The following is a 26,972-nucleotide window of genomic DNA, read 5'->3' on the forward strand; positions in this document are numbered from 1 at the left end:
ATTAAAGGTGAACAGTCATTAGAAACCAACATTCAGGTTAAAACCAAAGCTCCGGGTAGCAGGCAGTGCGAACATGTCCACACCGGACAGGCCGTTGGCAGTAGACATGGAGATCTCCGGATCAAATGGTGCTTTTTTGGAGATATAAAAGAGGTTTCTGCCTACGAGTGAGAAACGGAGGTTTTTCACAAAACCATGACGCAGTACACTGGATGGAACAGCATAACCGAGAGACAGCTCTCTGAATCTTACTACCGTAGCGTCGTACATGTACTCGCCACTAACACCGTCACGTCCGCCTATAGTACCATACCATTTGGCGGCATCAATTTGGGTGATAGGTTGTTTGGTGTCATCAGATACGCCATTGATGGCTACACCGCCGTTTTTGCGGCCTTCTCCAGTTCTTTCAGATACGCCGTATTTGTCCAGTACAGCTTCTGTCATAGACATTACTTTACCGCCGAATTTACCATCGATCAGGAAGCTCAGGGTGAAGTCCTTATAACTGAAGTTGTTGCTCCAGCCACCTTGCCATTTAGGGTTAGGATTGCCTACAAACTCGAGGGAAGAGCTTACCAGCGGACCATCTTTACCGATAATCACACGGCCGCTTTCATCTCTTTTCAATACCTTACCATAGATGTCACCATAGGAACCGCCTTTGGCGATGATAGATGCGAAGGTGTTGGAACCCTGAGGGGTCAGAATAAACTGGTCGATATTGTCAGCCAGTTCGATCACCTTGTTCCTGTTCTGAGAATAGTTGATGCTGGTGTTCCAGCGGAATTTGTCTGTTTTGATCACATTGTATCCCAGTACTACTTCGAAACCGGTGTTCTGGATGTTACCGGCGTTGATGAAGCGGAAGGAGTAACCAGTTCCCGGTGGTACGGCGATCTGGAAGTACTGGTTGGTGGTATTGGTTTTATAATAAGTAAAGTCAAAGTTCAGTCTGTCCTGCAGGAAACGCCATTCTGTACCGATTTCCAGTGATTTGGTTTTTTCTGGTTTCAGTTCTTTGAAAGGAGCCTGGTTGTTGAACACGAAAGTACCGCCTACGTTACCCAGCCTGTTGAGCGGGTTGGTTACGTACCAGGGAACAGTATTACCTACTGCAGCGTAAGAGCCGCGGAGTTTGGCGTAACTAACTGGTTCAGGCAGATTGAGGAGTTGATGGAGCATGAAGGAAAGGCCGGCAGAGGGATAAAAGTAGGAGCCGTTACCAGTAAAGGCCAGGTTGGAAGACCAGTCATTACGGCCGCTCAGGTCGAGAAACACGAGGTCTTTGTAAGACAGGTTCACGTTACCGAATACGGCTTGCAGCTGGCTGTGGTTTTCCGGAACTGTCTGAATCTGGCTACCAGCAGTCATGTTCTGCAGGGTGAAGAAGTTGGCTACATAGAGGTCGCCGTTAAAGCTATCTCCGTTCATACCTTTGGTACGGGTATCGTTGATGCTGGTACCCACCAATGCATTCAGCTTGAAGTTGCCGAAGTGGCGGTTGGCATTAACGATCAGGTCACCGTAAAACTGAGTGGTAGTAAGGTCGCTCATGATATAGCGGCCGTTGGGGCCGGAGAGTACACCGTGAGTACCGGCATAGAACTGACCATCGTAGGTATCGTTGGTACGGTCCATGTTACCGCGGGCCTGAACATATAACCAGTCAGCGATATCGTATTTGGCGCTGGCATTGAAGAGGGTCCTGTTACGTCTGGCCTGGCTGGTATTTTTGTTAACGATCCAGTAAGGGTTCTGTTGTACGTCTTCGTTGAAAGGCCAGTTCTGGAGGTCTATCTGACGGATGGGGTCAAACTTGGTATAGTTCTGATAAGGAGACAGGTCACGGCCTCTTGGGAACAGATACAAACCGGTCAGCGGGTTGAAGTACAAACCTGTTACAGGTCCGTTATCCAGCTTTTGAGTGACGATGTTTACGTTACCATCCAGTGTCAGTTTATCGTTCAGGAGTTTGGCTGTTTCCCTGAAAGAGAAGTTGTGACGATTCAGGTCATTGCCTGGCATTATACCATTTGCACTGGTGTTGGCATAAGAGAAATAAGTCTGGGCTCTTTCATTACCGGCAGTGAAGTTGATGGAATTAATCCATGTATTACCGGTACGGAAGAAGTCGGAGACATTATCATGGGCATTGGTGATTTCAGGACCCCAGCTTTGGGTAGCACCGTCTTTGGTAGCGCCATAGGAGTTCTGCAGCTTGGGTTTGTATGCTATTTTATCGAGGGTGAAACCGCTGGAAAATTCTACTTTGGCAACACCGGCTTTACCTTTTTTAGTGGTGATGAGGATTACACCGTTGGCTGCCTGGCTACCGTACAGTGCGGAAGCGGAAGCTCCTTTCAGTACAGATACACTTTCCACGTCATCAGGGTTCAGGTTGGAGATACCGTCACCACCGTCACGACCAGGTGCAAAGGTAATGGTACCATTACCACCCCAGGTACTGTTGGGCTGCTGGGTACTGTAGTTGGTCATGGGGATACCATCAATTACATACAGCGGCTGGTTGGTACTTTGAGCGGATTTATTACCACGAAGGGTTACTTTAACGGAACCGCCTACACCGGAACCACTCCTGCTCACCGTGATACCGGCAGCTTTACCGGAGATGGAGTTCATGAGGTTGGCATCTTTGGCAGTGGTCAGTTCTTCACCGCCCAGTCTTTGTGTGGAGTAAGTCAGTGATTTGGCAGTCTTTTTCACACCCAGCGCTGTCACCACCAGTTCATTCAATCCTTTTACATTCTCTTCAAGTTTTACATCTACAGAAGCACTGGTTCCTACGGTCACTTCACGAGGAGTGAAGCCGATAGAGCTGAATACCAATACGTCGCCGGCTTTGGCACTGAGGTGATATTGGCCGGATGCATTGGTTTGTGCGCCTTTGGTAGCACCTTTTATTTGTACAGAAACGCCGGGCAGAGGAAGCCCTTTGCTATCGCGGACAGTACCGCTGATTTCCCTTTCCTGTAAAATGCTACGGAATGAAGCTGTGGGCGCATAAGTATAGCCGGCAGCCTTCGCATAAGCATTGTCTGCTAATATGGAAGTGAGCGCTATTCCCGTTACAGCACACACTTTCATAAGGCGTAGGTTTTTTTTCATACTTGCCTTTTTTTTGGTTAATAATTGGTATTTAAATATTGTGGATAAGATCTGACTGTATGTATCGCGTGCCTGGCTGATACAAGCTGCTATCACGTGCTCTATGGAAAAAGTATCTCCATTAGCATGGCGCAAGCCATCCTTTACCACTTGTTTTTTAATAAATAAACGTGGTTTGTTTGCACAGGTATCCCTCCGGAGATACATCCTGCTTTTCAGGTCAATCCCGTCAGACTTTTTCGTGCCTGTTTTTCTTACATGAAATTTTTATTTTGAATGATACTCCTCCGTTGCTGCTTGTTATTTTGCTGTTTTGTTATTTTGTTGTTTTCATTTGGATACGCCGTGAAAGGCGCTACAGATAAGATGTCGTGCGATGTGATAAAAGGTACTATGCAACTGTGATTTTTTTTGATTGATATGATGAACATGATAAATAATCTTGTCAGATCTTCCCAAAAAAGCACCCATTAACGAAAAGTTAATGGGTGTTTTTTATATATCAATATTATGTTAAATCTTCACTTATCAGAATTATCACTACAAATCATAACAAACAACGTAGTCATCACCGTTATGGTTTGGTGTCCCACCATAATCTCGTTCCTCCGTTATCCGGTCCGCTTAGTGTTTTGATGGCTTTGGCCAGGGCCTTGGGATTGGTGACCTGTTCTATCTGTGGCATAGGGAGACGGCGGATGAATTTTTCACTGCTGATCGTAACGTTACTGTTGTTGATCACTACGGGGAACAGTTTGGGATAACCCGTACGCCTGAATTCACTCCAGGCTTCCTGCCCTTCGGGAAACATGGCAATCCATTTCTGGGTGATGATACGTTCTATTTTCTCTTCTTTTGATGCTCCTTCCTGCCATTTAATGGTGATGGTACTCAAATGCGGGCTGCCGGCAGGAACATTGTTGACAGGATTGTTAGGATCTATGTAAGGTTTAGCCTTGTTGGTGCTGTTGTTAATATAGTCGTCAACGTTAGTTAGTCCATATTGGGCGAAAGAGGTGCTGATGCCTTTCTCATAATTATAGGCGGCGGTACCGGCGCCCTCCCAGCCATTAAGGGCTGCTTCTGCCTTCAGGAACCAGGCTTCGGCTGCGGTCATATACTGGATTTTATTTTCCAGCCGTACCAGCAGCGAAAAGCCGGAATACTGCTCCTTGGCTGAAATACGGATGCCGTTGCGAATGCCACGGTACACATTGGGCCCCTCATCGGTATGTACAAAATATTTCGACAGACGAGGGTCTTTATAACCGGTCAGTATAGACTCCATGGGCGCGCTCATACGCAGATCAGCCCAGGTATAACACATAATATTCAACGGATGGGTGACAGGAGAGATGTCTACCAAAAAATTATCCTTGCTGTCCTGTAGTAAGCCCATAGGATGTTTCAGTGCAGCTTCGCCTTCAGCGCGGGCTTTGGCTTCGTCTATTCCTGAGATACGGATCGCCAGCCTTAACCGCAGGGTATTGGCAAATTTTATCCATTGGACATAGTCACCCTTATATACTAGGTCAAAAGCCTGAAAACGTTGTGTGGCGCCACTGTTGACATAATTGGTCAGCGTTGTGATGCCACTGTCAAGGTCTCTGAAAAAAGCATAGTAAGCCTGTTGTTGTGAGTCGTAATCCAGACTTTTGTCCGCGTTGATGTCACTGAAGTGAGTGTAGATAATAGGCCCGAAGATATCGCTGATACGATGCATGGCTTCTACTTTCATGATCTGGGCCCAGGCATAAAAATCAGGATATTTACCTCTTGCTTTTTGCTGGGTGAAGGCGCAGGCTTTGAATACCCAGTTGTAGGCCTCGTTCCAGGGATGATTGTTCCAGTAATACAGCAGTCCGTAATTAGTATTATTGATATTACCTTCAAAAGGTGTGGGCGACATCATATAACCGGAAAATATATCTGCATTCAGGTTCTGTTGCAGTTGTGCGGTGGGAGGATCGTTGTAGCGCAGCAGGTGTAGCTGTGCCTGCGACATAGGGGCGCCCATCAGCTGGAAATCTCCTTTGAGTTCATCTTCACCAAAGTCGTAAGGGTTTTTATTGATGTCGATGAATTTCCCGGTACAGCCGCTGCCCAGCAGGACGGTGGCGATAACGAGCAGCATGTGTAAAGTCCGTTTTTTCATGCGTGCGTGGTTTTAGAATCCGAATTTGAGGTTCATACCCATACTGCGTACGGGCGGTAATCCAAATACATCTACGCCCAGCAGGCCGTTGCCGGCGCCCATAGACACTTCCGGGTCAAACGGGGCGTTGAGGTAAAAAAAGAAAAGGTTTCTTCCAATGATGCCGGCGCGTACATTCTTAATCCATTTCCATTTCAGCGGGATGAGATAACTGAGACTAAGTTCCCGCAGGCGTATGTTGGTGGCGTCATACATATACATTTCACCAACGCCCGACCTACCACCGATGGTGGTATAATAGTCCTGTGCCCTGATCTTGCCGGTATACGGCATATTGCCTTCGGTAACGGTGTTGAGGGGTACACCGCCATTGTCTCTGGCTTTGGCGGACGCTTCGCTGACGCCATATCCGTCCAGCACAGCCTGTGTGACGCTCATCACCTTGCCACCAAAATGACCATCTATCAGGAAACTGAGGGTCAGGTTACGATAATAGATGCTGTTGTTCCAACCCAGCATAAAATCAGGATTGGGATTGCCTACTTTTTTGAAACTGGCAACGGTAAATGGTTTACCCTGTTCATCTACTATAATCTGACCTTTATCATTGCGTTTAAACTCCTTGTTGGAATAGATGTCTCCCCAGGAACCACCTTCACGGATAAACGAACCAAACATGTTTACACCGAAGTCTGTCAGGCTGAAACGGTTGCTGGTATCGGCGCCGGCAATGTTGTCATTGCTCAGCTGCAGTACCTTGTTGCGGTTGAAAGAGAAATTGACGGTGCTGTTCCAGCTGAAATTCTTTTGACGTATAGGTATTACCGTTAGCGATGCTTCCATCCCTACGTTCTGGATGTTGCCCATATTGAGATAATAGGTGATAAACCCCGATCCCGGAGGGGCGGGCACTTCCATATATTGTTTGTAGTTATTGTTTTTATAGACGGTAATATCTGCATTGACGCGGTTATCAAAGAGATGGGCTTCGATGCCGGCTTCGAGGGAGCGGTTGTCTTCCGGTTGCAGGGATATGCCGGGGTAGGGGGTGCGTTGGTTGAGTACCACCCTGCTGACACCTGCTATAGTCTGCATGGTAAAAGGTGCAGGGTGGGAGGAGTAGCTGGCAATATCGTTGCCTACCTTGGCATAGGAGATCCGGGTACGCAGCTGGTTGATGGCTGCGGGCAGTTTAAACATATCGGACCATACCGCTGAAAGGCCGGCAGAGTAATAAAAGTATCCTTTCCCCAGCGTAGGAGTAAACGCAAAGGTGCTGGACCAGTCGTTACGGCCGGTCAGGTCGAGGAACAGGTAGTTTTTAAAGCCCAGCTGGGCATTGCCGAATACGGCATGCAGCTGTTTTTGTTCTACATTATGTTGTGCGTCCAGTGATTTATCGTTGATATTGTATATAGAGAATTTGTTGGGATAGGTCAGTCCTGGTGGTGCATTGGGATTGGCGCCGTTGTATGTTCTTTCGTGGGCTTTGATATCGGTGATGCTGAGGCCCAGGTTGCCGGCCATATGCAGCCATGGGGTTATTTTCCCGCTGGCGTTGACCATCAGGTCGGCATACAGCTGGGTGTTGAATTCCCTTTCGAAGGTGTAGCGGCCGTTGACGCCGGACAGTACGATCTGTGTGCCGGCAAAGGCTTCCAGTTCGTATTGGTCCATTGATTTATCGAAGCTGCTGCGTCCTTTGAAGGAAAGCCAGTTGTTGAGCTGATAGCTGAGGGAGAGGGAAGCCATGCCGCGGTAACGGGAGTCGATACGTCGGTTGCGCAACAAGGCCCACATGGGATTCTGCTGGTCGTCTTGTCCTATCCAGCCTTTATCGCTGCGGATGTTCCACCAGTTCTGCATAAACAGATTGCGGGTGGTATCATAGTATTCAAATTCGTTTTTAAAGGCGCTGAAATCCAATCCGCGGGGGAAAGTATACAGTCCGGAGATAGGGCTGTAGTATAGTCCCGAAGAGAGACGGTTGAGGGCAGACTGTGCCAGGAAAGACACGTTGGCATCCATGATCAGCTTGTCATTGAGTAGCTTGAGTGTCTCCCGGAAGTTGACGGTATGCCGGTTGAACTTAGCGGTGGGCAGGATGCCTTTGTTGGTGGTATTGGAATATGAAAAATAGCTCTGGGCAGTTTCTGTGCCGCCACTGAAAGAGACGGTGTTAGTCCAGGTGGTGCCGGTATTAAAAAAATCCTTTACATGGTCCGGTACATCGACGGGCGCGCCCCAGCTGCCGATAGAACCGGGTTTGGGCGAGCCTACCATATCATTGCCGGGTGGATCTGTTTGTCCGTAGCGGTATTGCAGCTTAGGCAGGAGGGAGGGCCTTTCGATGGTGAAGTCGGAGGCCACGTCTATACGGTTTTTACCGGGTTTTCCTTTTTTGGTGGTGATGAGAATTACACCGTTGGCGGCCTGGCTGCCGTATAGGGCGGCGGCGGAGGCGCCTTTGAGTATGCTGATGCTTTCTATATCGTCGGGGTTGATATTGGAGATACCATCACCGCCATCGCGGCCGCCGGCGCCGATGATATTGTTGGCCTGGCCCCATACATCATTGGGTTGCGCAGGGGTATAGTTGGCATAAGGCACTCCGTCTACAATGTAGAGGGGCTGGTTTTCGCGGGTGGATTTATTACCGCGCAATACCACCCTAACGGTGCCGGCTATACCGGAGGAGCTGCGGGTGATGGATACGCCGGCGGCTTTACCGCTGATGCTGTTCATGAAGTTGGCATCTTTAACGAGAGAGACGTCATCCCCATCCAGTTGCTGGGTGGAGTAGGGGAGCTCCCTCGACTTTTTCTGTATGCCCATGGCGGTTACCACCAGTTCGCCCAGTGCTTTGATATTTTCAATCAATGTGATGGAGAGATCGCTGTCTGTACCAATGGTCGCTTCGCGCGGGAGGTATCCCACATAGCTAAAAAGCAGTACATCGCCGGGGCTGGCAGTTATGCTAAAGCCAGCGTCGGCGTCTGTCTGCGTTCCTTTATTGCTGTTCCTGATTTTAACGGTTACTCCCTGTAGTGGCGTGCCTTTATTATCGCGTACGATTCCGGTGATTTGTCTTTCAAGTGAAACGTGCTTTAATAGGTCAACAGTCTGCGCTTCTCCGGACTCGGTGTCGGCACCTACAATTATTTTGTTGTTGACGCGGGTAAACTTCAATCCTGTTTGTGCTGATAACAACGCCAGAACTTCTTCGATCGGTGTTTTGGTGCAGTTGAGCGTAACCTTTTTTTTCAGGTTAAGATCAGTTTTGTCGTAATGGAAGTTCAGTCCGGTCTTGGCCGATATCTCGGCCATAACGTCTTCCAGGTTTTTATTTTTGACCTGGATACTGACAACAATTGTCGATGGCGGATACTGTGTCTGTGTTATGGCACTACTAAGGGTTTTTAAGCTACCGGACAGCAGCAATGTCAGCATTAGCCCCATGGATATAAACCATTTCATGGGGCAAGGCTTTACCCTCATAATGAGCTATTTTTTATTTACAAGATAAACTGTGTCGTTTTTAATGGTATATGATAATGATTTGGCGATACAAATAATGTCCATCACTTCCGTAAGGCTTTCATTTCTGAAATTACCGGTATAGTTCCAGGCTGTTTTACTGCTTTCATTAATAACGGTCACGCCATAACGGTTTTCGATACCGGTCATGAGTTCTATATAGGGTGCGTCTTTAAAAACGAGGTATCCCTGTTTCCAGGCAGTCACCTCATCTGCTTTATTAAAAGAGGTTTTGATCAGACTCAGCAGTTGCCGGTCATAGCTGATCTGTTCGCTGGGCATCAGTATCAGGGAGTTATTATCCTGGCTGTTGTGCAGCTGATCTACTTTTACTTTACCGGTGAGCAGGGCTACAGTCACTTTATTTTCCGCATCGTAGGCCCGGATGTTGAAGGTGGTGCCCAGTGCGGTGGTGGCTATTTCAGCGGTCCGTACCACAAAATGCCGGTTCGCATCGGGGGCCGCGTTAAAAAGGGCTTCTCCTTCATCGAGGTATACACTTCTTTCGGCGCTGCCGAAATGTTCAGGGTAGCGTAGTTTACTATTGGCATTAAGGCTGATGGTGCTGCCATCATCCAGTTTTATATTTTCCTGATGTCCTTTGGGCGTAGTTATTTCAACAAAACCATCCTTTATCACACGGTTGCCGCCGGTGATGGGTAGTTGCGTAATCGGCAGGTTGACGGTGGGCTGACGCTGACTGTTAAACCAGAACAGTCCGGCGGCGAGCAATACAGCTGCAGCAGCTGCAGACGGCAACAGCCAGGGCCGCATGCGGCGTACACGGGGGGCTGGTGTAATCTGTTCATGGATACGCTGTTTCACTTCATCCAGCTGCAGATCCAGCGCAGTGTCGTCTACCAGGGTAGACTGGCGGCTGTTGATCTGCTCAAACCACTGTTCTATGATATTCGCTTCCTCCGGTGAGCAGCTCCCCTGTTGATATCGCTCCAGCAATATTTTTATCTGTTCTGTGTCCACCTGATAGCGTTTTTGGATGATGATAAGTCGTAATAACGTGGAAAAAGTACCATCGCAATACAGAAAATTTTAAGGAAAATTACCGGTTGGCTATAAAAACCAGGGAGATAACGAGCAATATCTTATCAGTTTGCGCATAGTTGGCCCGTAATATCTTTAATGCTTTGGTGATCTGGTTCTTTACCGTTTGCTGGGAAAGGCCCAGGTGGGTGGATATCTGTTCTATGGAAAGATTTTCGAACCTGCTCAGCATAAATATTTCCTTCATCTTCTCCGGCAGGTGGTTGATAGCTTCAAACAGGTCCTGCGCCCTTGCTTTGTAGTCAACCGCTTCATCAATGGCATGGGGCTGTGCATCAAAATGTTCAATGAGCTGCTGCAGGTACTTGCGATACGTGGCATTTTTCCGGTAGATATCAATGATCTTATGCCGGGCTGCCTGGTATAGGTAAGATTTCAGCGACTCTTTCAGTACAAGGGAATGACGTTTCTCCCAAAGGGAAACAAACAGATCCTGCAACACATCCTTACTCAGCTCCCCCGCTTCCAGTTTGCTGTAAATAAAGAGATACAACATTTTACTGTAGCGTTCATAGATGGCATTGAAGGCGGCACTGTCATCACCTTTTAATAGTGATACTAACTGGGTATCTGAATAACTGCTGAACATTGAATTACAGTAGCGATTAGATGTTTTGGTTGAATTACAATGAATGAAAGTAAGAAGAATATTCTGATTTTTCCGATTTTTCGCAGGCTGAATTTTAAGCGTTACTCGTACGTGCGATATCGTTGCAGGTTATGCTTCTTTCAATCTGAGCTCGTTCTTGTATTCCTTTGGCGTTTTACCGACGATCTCTTTGAAAAAGCGGTTAAAATTGGACAGGTTTTTAAAACCACAGGAATAGGCGATTTCTGCAATAGACCAGTCTTCTTCTGTCAAACGCTTGCAGGCATGCCCGATCCGTACTTCATTAAGGAACTGTACAAAGGATTTTTTGGTGCGGTTCTTAAAGAAACGACAGAATGACTGCGGCGAGAGGTTCGTGATGCTGGCCACATCCTGCAGGGAGATCTCCTTGGAGAAGTTGTTCATCACATATTTAAAGACCTCATCAATCTTATGGTTGTCTTTTACATTGTAGGCATGGGAATAACCAGTGCTGGCCAGGTAATAACAATCCCTGGTCTCCGATAATGTTTTCAGAATGTTGAGCAGGGAGATGATCCGGTCGAGTCCCTCCTTTTTGGGAAGTGACAGTATTTCCGGCTTCAGTTTGTCGTAGGTAGGCCCGGTGATTTTCATCCCGCGCTGCGCGCGATGAAAAAGCTCACCTAAAGCTTTGGTTTCAGGAAGACCATAAAACTTCTCCCCGAAAATGTCTTTAGGGAAATAAATCACCACGGAACGGGCTTTCAGGTTCTCGTCCCCTTTGTAATATTCTTCCTCATTATACCATACATGGGGAATATGCGGCCCCAAAAACACCATATCGCCTTCCTCAAAGCTCTCAATGCTGTCCCCTACAATTCTCTTCCCGTGGCTTTCCGTAACAAACACCAGCTCACATTCCGGATGGAAGTGAAACGGTGTGTTGAAATACGGATCACATCTCTCTATGATCGTGATCTGGTTATCGGCAAAAGCCCCCACTTTAATAAGAATGGGTTTCATTCAAGTATTAATTTTTTAAACTACTGGTATACAGGCAACTCGTTATTTACTATTGCCATTGTCCTATGAATGTTGCCAAATTATTAAAAATTGGTTAAAAAAATATCATTATTGGGAAAATGACCCTTAAATGTCATAGGCCGCTGTAAATGCCGGGCTATAAGATTTAGCAAGTTTTTTGGAATAATTAGCTCAAGAATGTAAATTTCAGCTTTGATTTTGTAATTTACGCAGGGCTAAATCGATATAGCATTTGTTGTCTATGAAAGGAATCTCTATTAAAGACATCGCAAAACAGGCAGGGGTTTCTCCCACTACCGTTTCGTTTGTTCTCAACGGTAAGTCAAAAGAAAAACGAATCAGCGAACAGGTTAGTAAAAAAATACAGAAAATAGCCGCTAAGCTTAAATACAAACCTAACCAGCTTGCACGTGGTCTTCGTACCGGAAAAACCAAAACCATCGGCCTTATCGTAGAAGATATTGCCAACAACTTCTTCGCCAGTCTCGCCAAAGTCATGGAAGATGAAGCCGATAAACACGGCTACAAAGTGCTGTATGGCAGCACAGAAGATAATACCGAAAAAGCAAAAGGCCTCCTGGAAGTACTGAAATACCGCCAGGTAGACGGTTATATCGTTACTCCCACCAAAAACCTGGACAAGGAAATAGAACAACTCAAAGCTACTGCCAAACCGGTAGTCCTTGTAGACCGCTATCTGCCAAATGTCAGCTCCAGCTACGTTGTAGTAGATAACTACAAAGGGGCTTACAACGTTACCAGCCACCTCGCTCAACAGGGATATAAAAAGATCGCCATCGTAACCATCACCTCCGATCAGATCCAGATGAAAGACCGCCTGGACGGCTTTACCGCTGCCCTCAAACATCATCATCTCCCTTTCAACAAAAGCCAGGTGAAAAAAATACCATTTGAACTGGAACGCGAAGGCTTTAACGCAGAAATAAAAAAATTCCTTACCTCCGTCAAAGACCTTGACGCAGTATTCTTTGCTACCAACTACCTCGGCATCTACGGCATCGAAAGTATCCGCTCCCTCGGCTGGGAAATCGGCCCGCAGATAGGTGTGGCCAGCTTCGATGATCACGACCTCTTCCGCCTCCACAGCCCTTCTATCACCTGCGTGGCACAACCCATCACAGAAATCGGAAAAAATATTGTGGAAGTACTCATGGAAGAACTGAATCATCCTGCTGCTGCCCCCCGGCAAATTGTACTGGAACCATCACTCATCGTGAGAGCTTCTTCCAACCCGGGAAAAAAATAGTAACCCCCAATCCCCGCTAATGTCCTGCTGTTCCGGTGTACTCACGGGAACAAAACGCTATGTCATGTTGTTATGTTATTCGGTTTCCGGTTGTCAGATCTCAGCCCGGTCAACAGGAAATTGAATTCAGCCAAAACCACGCCCCTGGTTTATTTCTTCACTTCATTCTGTAAAAAAAATGATCAGGAACTTTACGCATGCATTGCTTGTTGTGCTGTTGTTATTATCCGCTCCCGTACTGTGGGCACAACAAGCCATTACCGGCAAGGTAACCGACAACACCGGCCAGCCCCTCACTGGTGTCAACATCCTGGTAAAAGGAACCAGCAAAGGCACCGTGACCAACGCACAGGGAGCCTTCTCCCTGTCTGCAGCTCCCGGCAGCACGCTGGTTTTCCGATATGTGGGTTATCTTCCTCAGGAAGTACCCGTAGGTACCGAAACACAGTTGACCGTAGTCCTCAAACAGGATGAAAAAAGCCTGGGAGAAGTTGTCGTCACCGCCCTAGGTATCAAAAAGGAAAAAAAGTCACTGGGATATTCGGTGTCTGAAGTGAAAGGAGAAGAATTGACGCAGGCACGCTCCACCAACATCGCTAACAGCCTCTCCGGTAAAGTGGCAGGGCTTAACGTCACCTCCACCGCCACCGGCCCGGCCGGCTCCAGCCGTATCATCCTCCGCGGTAATACTTCCATCGATAAAAACAGAAACAACCAACCCCTCATCGTAGTAGATGGGATTCCTATCAATAATGATAACCTCGGTTCTGCCGGTGAATATGGCGGCACTGATGCCGGTGATGGTCTTTCCAGCATCAATCCCGATGACATCGCTACCATCTCGGTGCTGAAAGGCGGTACTGCTGCAGCATTATATGGTTCCCGTGCCTCCAACGGTGTGCTCCTTATCACTACCAAAAGCGGCGCCGCCCATAAAGGAATAGGCGTGGAATACAGCAGCAATATCGTGTTTGAACGCCCCATCGTAAACAACCTCGACTGGCAATACGCCTATGGTATGGGCCTCAACGGCCTCAAACCACAGACAGCTGCAGAAGCACGGTCTGCCGGACTTTTCAGCTGGGGCGCACCACTCGACGGCTCTTCCGTTATTCAATACGATGGTATCAGCAGACCCTACAGCGCTATCAAAAACAATTTCAAAAAATTCTACCGTAGCGGTTATACGTTCACCAACTCTATTGCTGCCAGCGGAGGCAATGAAAAAGTGACCTGGCGTTTCGGAGCCACCGATATGAAAAATGAAGCCACCCTTCCCAATTCAGGTATACGCCGCGATAACCTGTCGCTTAACCTCTCCGCCTGGCTTGGCAGAAAACTTCACCTGAACGTATACGCCAAATATATCCGTGAACGCACCGATAACAGGCCCAGGGTATCCGACTCTCCCGGTAATGCCAACTTCGCACTATACCTGCTGCCTACCTCCCTCGCTATACAAACGCTGAAAACCAGTAAACTCAATGCCGATGGCAACGAATTCCGCTGGAATGCCAATGAATACATCACCAACCCCTGGTTCTCTGTATACGATTTTAGTCAGCATGATAAAAAAGATCGCTTCATTAATACTGCTGAACTGCGTTATGATGTACTGGACTGGCTCTACGTAAAAGGCCGCATCGGTGCGGATATGTTTTTCCGCGACAACAAAGCCATCACACCCACTGGCACCGCCTTTATCATGGGCGGCCAGATCAACGATCAGACGCGTCAGAACTTCTATGAACTGAACGCAGATATCATGGTCGGCGTGGAAAGGGCTTTCGCCAGAGACTGGCGTATATCCGGATTTGTAGGCGCCAACGTGATGCACAACAAAAATGATAAACTGTCGCTCAATGGTAACACCTTCAACATTCCTTTTTTCTACGACCAAACCAACCTGCAAACAAAAACCGTTACCAACGATATCTTCGAGAAAAAAATCAATTCCATATATGCTTCTGCAGAAATGTCTTTCAGGAGTTATGTATATCTGACACTCACAGGCCGCAATGATTGGTTTTCCACATTGCCGTCTAACAGTAACAGTATTTTCTACCCCTCTGCCGGCCTCAGTTTCGTATTGTCAGACGCTTTCACCCTGCCCAAATGGATAAACTATCTCAAACTGCGTACTTCCTGGGCGCAGGTGGGAGGCGACACAGATCCATACCGGCTGCGGCTCGCCTACAGCGTACAAAACCCGCTGGTGCTGGGCACTACCAGCCTGCCTGTGGCTGACGTGAAAAAAGCACAGGACGGCAGTTACGCTGTGCCCAACGCTATACTGAAGCCATATGTCAATACCAGCTTTGAAGCCGGCCTGGAAGCCCGTTTCTTCGACAGCCGCCTGGCAATAGACTTCTCCTGGTACACCCGTAAAACAACAGACGATATTGTGCAAACCACCATCTCCAACGCTTCCGGTTATAATACTGCCTTTATCAACGTAGGTAAGGTAACCAACAAGGGCGTGGAACTGATGATCACCGGCACACCCGTACGCAGCAAGAATTTCAGCTGGGACATCATCCCCAATTTTGCTTATAACAAAAGTGAAGTGATACAGCTGGATGGTAAACTGAATGCCCTGAAAGTGGCAGATGTACGTACTTTCAACGTCACCATCCAGCAGGTGCCCCACCAGCCTTTTGGCGTGATCCAGGGATTTAAATTCCTGCGGGACGATCAGGGCAATATTTTATTTAACAGCGCCGGCAAGCCCATGCAGGGACCACTCACCATCTTCGGCACCGGCGTAGCACCTTATACACTGGGTGTTACCAACAACTTCAGCTTTAAATCCTTTACACTGGGTATCCTGATAGATTCCCGCTGGGGCAACAAAATTTACTCCGGCACCAACGATTACGCCTATTATTTCGGATTACAGAAAGCCACACTCACCGGCCGCAAAGACGGTATCATGATCAAAGCACAGGACCCTGCCGATCCTACCAGATTTGTGGATAAGCGGGTAGATGCACAGGATTACTTCCAGAACATCGCTTTTAATATTGCAGAACCATTTATTTACAGTGGTGCCTTTATCAAGTTGCGTCAGGTAATTCTTACCTATAACCTGTCGCCCCGCCTACTGGATAAATTGCCGATTACCGGCGCTTCCCTGTCATTTGTAGCAAGAAACCTGTGGATTATCTATAAAGATATACCTAATGTAGACCCGGAATCTACCTACAGCAATGGTGCGGGACAGGGAGCGGAATTATTGGGATATCCGCAATCAAGGAGTTATGGTCTGAATCTGAATGTCAAATTCTAAATTTCTTTTAACAATGATCAAGTCATTACATAAATTCGGAATTGTAGTAGTGTTGATTGGATTGTTGGCCTCCTGTACAAAAAATTTCGATCGGATCAACACCGATCCTACTGCTGCGCCGATAGTGTCTCCTGGTATTCTGCTCACCAGAGGACTGTTGTATGTTTCCGGCGGCGAGTTTGAAGCGTGGCGGGCTAATCTTATCTACTGTGCTCCGATGGTGCAACATATTGCTTCCCTGAGCCTGACTTATGTGGGAGATAAATACCTGTATAACGATGGATATACCGGAGCAGCTTTTAATTCATTTTATCCCAATGGCGTGAAGATACTGACCACACTGATAGACCAGACCAAAAACGATCCAACACAGGTAAATGTGAATGCCATGGCCAGGATTGCCAAAGTGATCATGTTACAGCGGTTGACGGATCTGTATGGTTATGTGCCATATCTGGCGGCCGGCAGGGGATTTCTTGATCAGAACTTTACACCGGCTTATGATCCTCAGGATGTGATTTATGCGGGTTTGGCGTCTGAACTGCAGGCAGCTGCAGCCCAGCTGGACCCTTCCAAATCTACACCCGGTAATGCGGATATCTCCGGTTATGGCGGTTCTCCGGCGCAGTGGAAAAAACTGGCCTACTCTCTGCTGCTGCGGGTAGGGCTGCGGTTGTCCAAGAAGGCAGACCCTTCGCAGGGCAAGACCTGGGTGCAGCAAGCAGTGGCCGGTGGTGTGTTTACCACCAACACAGATGCTTTTTTTATTCAGCATGCATCTGGTGATTATGATAATCCCAACAGCCATGTTATCGGGGTATACCCCGGCAGCCGCGGAGAAACGGGTAAAGATATCATGGATATCAAGTTGTCGAAGTTTTTTGTAGACCTGCTGAAAGGGAAGTCAGATCCCCGTTTACAGATCATCTCCGAACTGCCGAAGGCGGATTCCACACCAGGGGGCTCTGATGACCCCGCTTTACAGAAAGGGCTGCCCAACGGATTTGACAATACCTCTGATCCGGTTTTTGGGATCGGCACTACCGGCGATGCTAATCTGGCGCATTATTCACAGCCAAAACAAGTCATTGCACAGCCCAATTCACCAAATATTTTTATTACCTTTTCAGAAGTACAGCTGATGCTGGCGGAGGCCGCGGCCAGAGGGTGGATAGCTGGTGATCCGGTGCAGTTCTTTACCACAGGTGTGAAGTCGGGTATCTGGCAATGGACTTTATATTCTCCTTCCATTGTATATAATGATGCCGCGGCCACCACTTACGCGACAGCCCAGGCTGCAGCATTGTCGGGGCCTTTGAATAGTCAGCTGGAAGCTATCAATACCCAGTATTACATCACAACATTTCTGAATGATTATGAAACCTATGCTAACTGGCGCCGTAGTGGATTCCCTGTACTGACGCCGGTCAACTATAAAAACAACGAAACCAACGGCCAGATACCGCGCCGTTTACGTTACCCACGGAATGAATATGATGTAAATAGAAATAATGTGAATGCAGCCAACGCGGCACAAGGACCGGACCTGTTTACAACACCGATATGGTGGGACAAGCCATAAGATAATAATTATCAAATCCATAATCAATGCCATGAAAAAAAACATCATTCTTTCAACCATTACCCTGTTAGCAGGTTTTTCGTTGCAGGCACAGGATTCTACCGGCCTCGCACAGACCATCAGCGCCAGGAATAGTATCGACAATAACCTGGGAGTAAGATTTGCGACCGCACTTACATTCAACCCGAAAGAGAATACAGTTGGCACTCCTTATCTGTACGCTGATTGGGGCCGCATGTGGCTCGACTCTCTGGAGCATAAAAGGGTAGGCCGCTCTATAGTATATGATGCTAATATAGACCTGGAAAAAAACATGCTGATCGTAAAAGGTGGCGACGGCAAAGCTTATGCACCGGAAACCAAAGACATACAGGCTTTCCATCTTAAAAAAGGAGATGTGGAAACAGCTTTTGTAGCGATCAACCTGAATGGTGCGCCCCGGTTTGTGGAACAGCTGGCTGGTGGCAAATACGGGCTGGTACGGGATGTGAAGGTCGTCTTCAAACAGGCCGACTTTGTAAATAAAGGAATGGTGCAGTCCGGCAAAAACTATGATGAATATAAAAAAGAATATACCTACTATCTGGTGAAAGACCAGGTGCCGGTAAAGATTTCTCTTCGTAAAAAAGCATTTCTGGAGGCACTGAATCAGGATCCGCAGGCCTATGCAGCCGCTAAAGGATTTCTGGACAGTTATAAGGAGTCCTTCGATGAAACTGCTGCCAGGCTCGCACTGGAAGCGGTAAATAAATAAAAGTTCTTTTAATGGGAAAGCCCGTCTGACTTACTCAGACGGGCTTTCAATACATCAAACATTTCCGGACTGGCCTTTCATTTCGTCCTATCGTTGCGTATACTATCTCTATTTGGATATTTAGATATTTAAATATTTCTGCTTCAATCTCTTCCCACTCTTCGCTCTATTTATATCTCCGATTTAATCTCCGCCCATCAGGAACATCACAGATATCATCCTTCATCACAGTTCTGATAGTATTTTCTTCGTGAGCTATATTATTTTAATACTTTTAACGAGTTGTTAACCAAACATCAAAAAATTGTTAAATCTTTTTTGCACTTCTCATAATTATACCTAAGTTTGAAACCATTATTTCTGTAGAGGAAAACTTGTTGGTGAAAATGAAAAGACGATGTGAGGCCGAACAGGTTTTTTTTATAGTGGCTTGCTAAAACGTTTTACTACTGTAGCAAAGCAGAACAGTGAACAATGAAATTGTCAGTGGAGTAATTCCATGATTTATTACGGGAACGGAAACTATGTCTTACCTGCCTCTGGCTGCCTCATGCAGCGATGCCTCGGTAAAGGCCTTGCCGTGCATTTTTTATCATGTGACTGATCACTAGTTATAATTTAAACCTAAGGAAGTATGCGAAGATCATTTCTTCTCACCACGTTGCTTTTCTTATGCTGCTGCATCGCTGTATGGGCGCAGGATAGGAAAGCTGTTACGGGAACTGTAAAAGATGAAAAGGGAACGCCTTTGCCAGGTGTTACGGTAAAAGAAAAAGGAACTGCCAACGGCGGCATGTCCGGTGCTGATGGTACCTTTAAAGTACAGGTAGCTCCTAATGCTACACTGGTACTGTCTTATATCGGTTTTATCAATCAGGAAGTACCTGTAAACGGACAAACCACCATAACAGTAGTTCTGAAAGAAGATAACAAAAACCTGAACGAAGTAGTGGTTACCGCCATGGGCATGAAGCGTGAACAGCGTAAGCTGGGTTATGCGGTAACAGAACTGAAGGGTGCGGATGTAGCTAAAACGAACTCCATCAACCCGGTATCTGCATTGCAGGGTAAAGTAGCTGGTCTGGATATCTCCGCCGCTGCCGGTGGTCCTGCTGCTGCTCCCCGTATCGTACTGCGTGGTGCTAAATCACTGAATGGTAAAGACCAGCCTATCTTCATCGTAGATGGTGTGATCTTCGAAAATGACGAGAGTGCCGCAGACGTTAACTTCGGTAACGTACTGAAAAACCTCAACCCTGATGACTACGAATCTGTAACAGTACTGAAAGGTGCTGCTGCTACTGCATTGTACGGCTCCCGCGCTATCAATGGCGCCATCCTCATTACCACCAAAAAAGGTAATGCAAGAAAAGGTATAGGCGTTACCGTTAGTCAGACTGCCCAGATAGAAAAAGTATACCGCGGTGCGATCGACCTGCAGAATTCCTACGGTCAGGGTACTGATGGTGTTTATGCCAACAACGTGGGTGGTTATAGCTTCGGTTCCAAAATGGACGGTAGCATGGTAGAACTGGCCAACGGCATGAAAGTACCCTATACTGCTAAACCTAACAACGCTAAAGATCTTTACCAGACCGGTAAATACTTCAATACCAACGTATCCACGGAAGGTGGTAGCGATAAAGGAACTTTCCGTCTCTCTTACTCCCACCTGGACAATAACAGCGTTTCTCCCAACAACACCTTCGGCAGAAATACCTTCGCTTTCCGTGGATCTTCCCAGATCTCCAAAGTGTTGAGTGCTGATGCGGGTGTAACCTATGCCACTTCTAAAACACTCAACCCAGACCGTCAGGGTGGTGACTACACCAACTATAACATCGGTCGTAAATGGGTATATGTGTTCCCACGTAACTACGATCCTTCCATCTGGAGCAAACCAGAAAACTATCTCGGACCCAATGGTGGCAGGGCTAACCTGAGTACCAATCCGGGTGCTGACTATTTCTACCAGCAGGCTTACAACAGCTGGACCCGTAAAGAATCTCTCATCACCGGTAACTTCTCCCTCACAGCAGTTGCTACCGACTGGCTGAAATTCATTGGTAAAGCCAACTTTAGTAACGAACAATCTACCGACGAACGTAAAGAAGTAGCTACCAGCGCCTTCTTTAAAGGTTCCGATGGTTTCTACTCTGTTGCAGGTATTAACAAATCACAGTATACCTTCACGGGTATGGCTCAGATCACGCCTAAGCTGGGTAAAAAATTTGAGGGTACTCTGAACCTGGGTGCTGAAACCTGGAACAGCGGCATCGGTAAACAATACAACAACTCCACAGATGGTGGTCTGCGTATTCCTTTCCTCTACGATATCAGCAACAGTATCAATGCGCCTATCGTAAAAAATGATCCGCTGCTGCGTAAAGTAATTAACTCTGTATTCTTCGCTGCCAGTGTTTCCTATAACAACGAGTTGTTCCTGGATGTAACCGGCCGTAACGACTGGTCTTCCGCACTCACCTATCCTAAAGGTAGCCTCGGACACACCACCAACTCTTACTTCTATCCTTCTGTAAGTACTGCCTGGGAATTCACCCGCACACTGAAAAATGATTTGCCTGAATGGATCAGTTATGGTAAACTGCGCGCTTCCTACGCAATGGTAGGTGGTGACCTCGATCCATATCAGATCAATACCGGATACTATACCTCCGGCCTGTTCCAGGGTTCTTCCACTGGTGCCAACCTGCCGCTGGTAAATATCTTCAACTCAGATATCCTGCCGAACATGAACCTGAAACCTTCCATCTCCAAAAGCTGGGAACTGGGTGCTAATGTTCGTTTCTTCAATAACCGTTTAGGATTTGACTTTGCCTGGTACCGCACCAACATCACCAACCAGATCATCAATCTGCCCACGCCGATTGAATCCGGTGTTACCTCCCGTTATATCAACGCTGGTAGCATGATTAACAGAGGTATCGAGCTGTCTATTAACGGTACTCCTATCCAGAACAAAAACTTCACCTGGGATATTAACCTCAACGGTAGCCGCAACAAAAACAAAATCGTTAGCCTCACACCTGGTGTAGACCAGCTGCAGCTCAACGAAGACCAGGGTGTTAGGGCGATCGCTTCTGTAGGCGGTAGTTATGGTGATCTGGTAACTGACTACGGTTATACCCGCGATGCCAACGGTAAACCTGTTATCACCCTCGGTGGTAGCGATTACCCTTACAAATTTGTACGCGGAAAAGCTGTAGTAGGTAACATTATGCCTGACTTCAACCTGGGTCTGCAGAATACGTTCAATTATAAAAACTGGAGCCTCGGTGTACTGATTCAAGCCCGCATCGGTGGTGACTTCTTCTCTGCTTCTCACCAGTATGGTACCGGCAGAGGTACTACTGCCAACACTATGTATGGCCGTGATACAGAACATGGTGGTATCACCTTCAAAGACGGTTCCGGTGTTACCCGCAACGATGGTATGATCCCAGATGCCGTATTCCAGAAAGGTACTACCATCTCCAAAGATGGTCTGGATATTGTACTGGATGGCCTCACTTACCAACAGGCTTATGAAAAAGGTTATGTAAGCCCGCTCACTCCATATCAGTACTATAGCATGGTCGGTGACTGGAACATCGGTATCCGTGAAGCATCTGTATTCGACGCTTCTTATATCGCCCTGCGTGAAGTAGCACTCGGATACTCCCTCCCAACTGAAATGGTACAACGCTGGAGACTCAACAGCCTCCGCGTATCACTGGTAGGCCGTAACCTGGGTTACCTGTTCAACAACCTGCCGGACCATATCAACCCGGAAGCAGTACGTAACAACAAAACATCTGCCTTCTCCGAATATGGCGCCGTTCCATTTGTTCGTAACATAGGTCTGACAGTACAGGTAGGATTCTAATAACCGTTTAACAAAAAATTGAACATGAAAGCTATTAATAAATGGAGTATAGGCGTTGCCGTAGCAGGTATGATGCTCAGCTCCTGTACAAAAAACTTTGAGGATATCAACAAAAGCCCGGTCATCAGCGATAATGCACCTCCTGAGCTGCTGATTACACAAGCTGTTAAAGGAATTGTGGACCGCGATTTTGACTGGTTTTATGATGCCTATACCTACCAGATGCAGTGGATGCAGTTTGGGGTAGCATCACCGGGATCTTCTTCCACAGGACTTTTCAGCCCTACCAATACCAATGATTTTTATAACGCTTTTTATAAAAACATTGGCCGTAACCTGGTTGAAATTGAGAACGTAGTAGCTAAAAAGCCTGCTGCTGAACAGGGACAGTATGCCAATGTAGTGGCTGTTGCCAAAATCCTGAAAGCATACAGTGCCTGGAGAGTGTCTGATGCCAACGGTAGCATTCCTTACAGCGAAGCCTTCGCTGCCCGTTCGGATGCTAACTACACACCGGTTTATGATGGCCAGGAAAAACTGTTCGGTTTGTGGGAAGCGGAGCTGAAAGCTGCGATCACCACCCTGCAGAGCGGTCTCTCTGGTCAGGCTGCGCTGGGCAACAACGACATCTTTTACACCGGCGACGTGTCCAAATGGGTAAAAGCTGCCAACGTGCTGCGTATCAAACTGGCTATGCGCCAGCTGAAAAGAGCACCTGAAAAAGCTACCGCTATCATTAAAGATGCGATGGCCGTTAATGATGGACTGTTTAAGAATAATAGTGAAGAATGGAAATTCCTCTCTGCTGATAACAGTTTCGCCCGTAGCAACAACTGGTCTATGAACGGCAGCCCGCTGTCTGCAGGCAAAAATATGGTGGATTACATGTACAATAACGCAGATCCCCGTATTGGCATCTTCTATGAAAAAACCAGCTATACAAAAGCACTGGTAGACAGCCTCATCAAAGGTGGTGTTTTCCCTGCCGATTACCAGTATGATGAGCGTCGTTATTATGGACTGCCATCCAACCCCGACAGAAGAAGCGTTGCGGCGGATAGTATCATCTTTAAGGTGAAACGCTATGAAATGGTCTTCACCGATGCTAATGGTAAAAAGGTAGTTGTCAGAAGAGAAGTAGATACCGTATCAGCTGTACAACGTCGTCTGTTCGACCTGGATGCTGAAAATGGCAACAATAACGGTGCCCGCTATACGCAGCCGATCCTGTCTTATGCTGAACAATGTTTCATGCTGGCAGAACTGAGCGTAAGAGGCATTATCAGCGGAGACGCGGCTACCTATTATAAAAACGGGGTAGAAGCTTCCATCAATGCTTATGATGCAATGGGCCGCGAAGCTAAAATCCAGGACTACACGCCGCTGGACCAGGCTACTGTAGTTGCCTACCTGGCTAAACCAGATATCGCTTTCACTGGTAGCACTGATGTACTCCTGGAAAAAATCAATATCCAGAACTTCCTCAACCTGCTCAAATCCCCCTGGGAAGCATGGGGAGCCTGGAAACGCAGTGGTATTCCTAAAGTAGGTGGTATCCTGGCTTTTGAACGTATGCAGGTGTCCGGCCAGTACGTAGCAGTTCCACGCCGTTGGGCTTTACCTCAGCCATCCCTCGCTAACCAGGTTAACTGGAGAAATGCGATCATCGAAATGGGGCTATCCGGCGAATACGGCAATGAGGACAACGATTTCACCGGACGTGTATGGTGGGATAAAAAATAGGTTTTGTAACCAGTAACCATATATAGCAACCTTTGCTAAACAAGAGGCCGTCTCCTGCTGGGGACGGCCTCTTGTCTTATATGTTTTTCTCCTTTTGCATTTCTCTGGTATATTTTTTATTTTGGTTAAACCACGTGTTTAACGGATCAACAATGAAAAATAATCTACCCAGAAGGCATTTTCTGAAAAATGCCGGTATACTCACTGCAGGCCTCTCCCTTGTACGTTTCCCTGTTTTAGGAAAATCACTGTGGCAGCACCAGACCCCCTGGCATAATATCCCACTAAATAAAAACATTGATAAAAACTGGCTGGAGTCACTGTATGAGCGGGGAGAACCGGGCCGTTATCTTAAAAGCAGGAACGAGCTGAAATATATTGGCATGCCGGCAGGAGGGCTTCATACTGGTACTGTTTATGTCGGTGGAGATGGCCGTTTATGGCTTTGGCAGGTGTACAACGAAACGATGGAATCTGTACATGAAGGTATTTCTCCGCAGACTGTTGATTGGAATGACGGCACGAGGCTGCAAAAAATACGTTCCCGCGATGGCGCCGCCTATGTAGAACCGGTTATCGCAGATAATATGCGGGTACTGGAACAGGGCTTTGCTATCAGCGTTAAGCATGGAGAAAAGATATGGATCAAAGAACTCAAGGAGAGTGATTGGGATGAAATTGTTTTTGAACCTTCTTATCCTACCGCACTCGTAAGATATAGCAGTAAAGACTTTCCGGTAGAAGTATTATTGAAGATATATACCCCTTACATACCATTGGATGCAGCCAATTCCTCCCTTCCTGCTACCATACTACGGGTAGAAGTAAAAAATACCATGGATGTCACGTTGGATATCGCCCTGACAGGATGGCTGGAGAATGGGGCCAATAAGTTGTCAGCCCTGCCGGGAAAGGGTAAAAAACGGTGCAGGACATTTGCTAAAGAAGGACATACAGCCTTGTTCTTTGATTACCTCACACAAGATCCTATCCTGCAAACAGCAACAGATGCAGGCAGCATGTGTTTATCCTTTCATGGAGATTATGCAACGGTGAATACCTCACTGACGCCCTGGCCGGTTACAGCGGTCTGCTTTGAGAAAGAAGATACTGCAGTAGCAGAACTGGATGCCCCACAAAATCAGGTGGGCGGTATTACCATAAAAAAACAGATAGCAGCCGGAACGTCCCTGCAGGCGGACTTTTCCATTGCCTGGCATTTTAACAATCCTCATCCAAAGTTGAAGCAGCTGGTAAAAGAGGCAGCAGGTGGTTATTATTATGGCGCACGTTTTAAAGACGCTCTGGCCGTCGGTGAATATCTTGCCTCACATTTCCGGCAGCTCACTACTGCCACAGAATTGTGGCAACAAACCTGGAATGATGCTTCCCTTCCGCATTGGCTGCTGGAGCGGACTTTCATCAATATCGGTACTCTGGCCACTGCCAATACCTATCGTTTTGCAGATGGTCGTTTCTGGGCATGGGAAGGAGTAGGGGCCTGTGCGGGCACCTGTACACATGTATGGCAATACGCCCAGGCCATGGCCCGTATTTTCCCAGAACTGGAAAGAGAGCTGCGGGAACGGGTAGACCTGGGAGCCGGATTTGAAGCGGATACCGGCGCCATTATTTTTCGCGCTGAAAATGAAAACAGACCAGCCATCGATGGGCAGGCCGGAACCATTCTGCGGTTTTACCGGGAGCATCAGATGAGTGCGAACCATTCTTTCCTTAAAAGAAACTGGCCCCGCATCAAAAAGGCGACACAGTTTCTGCTGGCCCAGGACAAAAACGGTGATGGGATGACTGATACACCCATGGAAAATACACTCGATGCTGTATGGGATGGGGAAATATCCTGGATCGTAGGGCTCTGTATCGCCGCTGCCTGCGCAGCGCAGGCCATGGCGGAAGAACTGGGCGATCATGCTTTTGCTGCCACCTGTGCGAACTACGTGCAAAAGGGAAGCCGCAATATGGAAACACAGCTCTTTAACGGTGAATACTTCATTCATAAGCCAGACCCGGTGAAAGGCCGGAAAAATCTGGGTTCATACAATACCTGTCACATAGACCAGGTGTACGGACAAAGCTGGGCTTTCCAGGTAGGACTGCCCCGGATACTGGCAAAGGAGAAAACAGTATCGGCTTTAAGAGCATTGTGGAAGTACAATTTTACGATGGATGTAGGACCCTATATTAAAACACATACCGGCGGACGTCCCTATGCTGTAGCGGGAGAAGGAGGGATGATCATGAATACTAATCCTTTAAACGAGCCTAAACCCTATGGTGAAAATGTTACCTGGCAACTGGGCTATTTCCATGAATGTATGACGGGATTTGAGCATCAGGTAGCGGCTCATATGATGGCAGAAGGTTTGGTGGATGAAAGTCTGGTGCTTACCCGTGTTATTCACGATCGTTATCATCCTTCCAAAAGAAATCCTTTTAATGAAATTGAATGCAGTGACCACTACGCACGTGCCATGGCCAGTTACGGGACTTTTATCAATGCCTGTGGATTCCAGTATCACGGACCCAGAGGGTATATTGGTTTTGCACCCCGCCTTCAACCGGAAAATTTTAAATGTGCTTTTACGGCTGCCGAAGGATGGGGAAGTTATCAACAGGTAAAAAATACTAACGGTCAGGAACATACGCTGCAGGTGTTATTCGGAAAGTTGAAATTGCAGGAAATACAAATGGAACAAATAAAAGGGGTATCGGCATCTTCCGTAAAAGTAATGCTCAACGGCGTCACTGTACCCGCCAGATATGCGATAGCAGAAGGAAATATCCATATTTCACTAAAAAAAGAAACCCAGATTCAGACAGCAGGAAAGCTCGAAATCATCATTGTATAGTTGTTTGTTGCAACTAATTTTTAAGTTGCCGCGCCAAACCTGGCACAAACTTCGTATATAGGTTAACGTTGAATGTTATTTTA

At 47.2% G+C, this 26,972-nt stretch carries 13 protein-coding genes; 7 read left to right on the top strand and 6 right to left on the bottom strand.

The window, feature by feature from the left end; genetic code table 11:
* Window positions 1-18: 18 nt before the first annotated feature.
* From DF182_RS18945 to DF182_RS18970, 6 genes are all read right to left on the bottom strand, one after another.
* Window positions 19-3,129, bottom strand: a complete 3,111-nt coding sequence (locus tag DF182_RS18945; RefSeq protein WP_161964182.1) for a SusC/RagA family TonB-linked outer membrane protein — start codon at window positions 3,127-3,129, stop codon at window positions 19-21.
* Between the two features lie 574 nt (window positions 3,130-3,703).
* Complete coding sequence (locus DF182_RS18950) at window positions 3,704-5,284, bottom strand: SusD/RagB family nutrient-binding outer membrane lipoprotein (RefSeq protein ID WP_113617395.1); 1,581 nt, start codon at window positions 5,282-5,284, stop codon at window positions 3,704-3,706.
* Window positions 5,285-5,296: 12 nt separating this feature from the next.
* Complete coding sequence (locus tag DF182_RS18955) at window positions 5,297-8,761, bottom strand: SusC/RagA family TonB-linked outer membrane protein (RefSeq protein ID WP_161964183.1); 3,465 nt, start codon at window positions 8,759-8,761, stop codon at window positions 5,297-5,299.
* Window positions 8,762-8,788: 27 nt separating this feature from the next.
* Window positions 8,789-9,802, bottom strand: coding sequence for a FecR family protein (locus DF182_RS18960; RefSeq protein ID WP_113617397.1), 1,014 nt, complete (start codon window positions 9,800-9,802; stop codon window positions 8,789-8,791).
* 79 nt (window positions 9,803-9,881) lie between these two features.
* Window positions 9,882-10,472, bottom strand: a complete 591-nt coding sequence (locus tag DF182_RS18965; RefSeq protein WP_113617398.1) for an RNA polymerase sigma factor — start codon at window positions 10,470-10,472, stop codon at window positions 9,882-9,884.
* Between the two features lie 129 nt (window positions 10,473-10,601).
* Window positions 10,602-11,477 (bottom strand): AraC family transcriptional regulator, encoded by an 876-nt coding sequence (locus tag DF182_RS18970; RefSeq protein WP_113617399.1) that lies wholly within the window; start codon window positions 11,475-11,477, stop codon window positions 10,602-10,604.
* A 262-nt stretch (window positions 11,478-11,739) separates the two neighbouring features.
* On the opposite strand from DF182_RS18970, the gene DF182_RS18975 reads away from it, so the two are divergent.
* From DF182_RS18975 to DF182_RS19005, 7 genes are all read left to right on the top strand, one after another.
* Entirely contained in the window at window positions 11,740-12,765 is a 1,026-nt protein-coding gene (locus tag DF182_RS18975) for a LacI family DNA-binding transcriptional regulator (RefSeq protein WP_113617400.1), read from the top strand.
* Between the two features lie 178 nt (window positions 12,766-12,943).
* Window positions 12,944-16,054 carry a SusC/RagA family TonB-linked outer membrane protein gene (locus DF182_RS18980; protein ID WP_113617401.1) on the top strand — a complete coding sequence of 1,037 codons (3,111 nt, stop codon included), beginning with the start codon at window positions 12,944-12,946 and terminating at the stop codon, window positions 16,052-16,054.
* Between the two features lie 13 nt (window positions 16,055-16,067).
* Entirely contained in the window at window positions 16,068-17,636 is a 1,569-nt protein-coding gene (locus DF182_RS18985; RefSeq protein WP_161964184.1) for a SusD/RagB family nutrient-binding outer membrane lipoprotein, read from the top strand.
* Between the two features lie 31 nt (window positions 17,637-17,667).
* A complete protein-coding gene (locus DF182_RS18990; protein WP_113617403.1) occupies window positions 17,668-18,390 on the top strand; it encodes a hypothetical protein in 723 nt (240 codons plus the stop codon).
* 634 nt (window positions 18,391-19,024) lie between these two features.
* Complete coding sequence (locus DF182_RS18995) at window positions 19,025-22,276, top strand: SusC/RagA family TonB-linked outer membrane protein (protein ID WP_113617404.1); 3,252 nt, start codon at window positions 19,025-19,027, stop codon at window positions 22,274-22,276.
* A gap of 24 nt (window positions 22,277-22,300) precedes the next feature.
* A complete protein-coding gene (locus DF182_RS19000; RefSeq protein ID WP_113617405.1) occupies window positions 22,301-24,019 on the top strand; it encodes a SusD/RagB family nutrient-binding outer membrane lipoprotein in 1,719 nt (572 codons plus the stop codon).
* Window positions 24,020-24,171: 152 nt separating this feature from the next.
* Window positions 24,172-26,889 (top strand): GH116 family glycosyl hydrolase, encoded by a 2,718-nt coding sequence (locus DF182_RS19005; RefSeq protein ID WP_113617406.1) that lies wholly within the window; start codon window positions 24,172-24,174, stop codon window positions 26,887-26,889.
* Window positions 26,890-26,972 lie beyond the last annotated feature (83 nt).

The organism is Chitinophaga flava, assembly GCF_003308995.1.
Lineage (GTDB): Bacteria > Bacteroidota > Bacteroidia > Chitinophagales > Chitinophagaceae > Chitinophaga > Chitinophaga flava.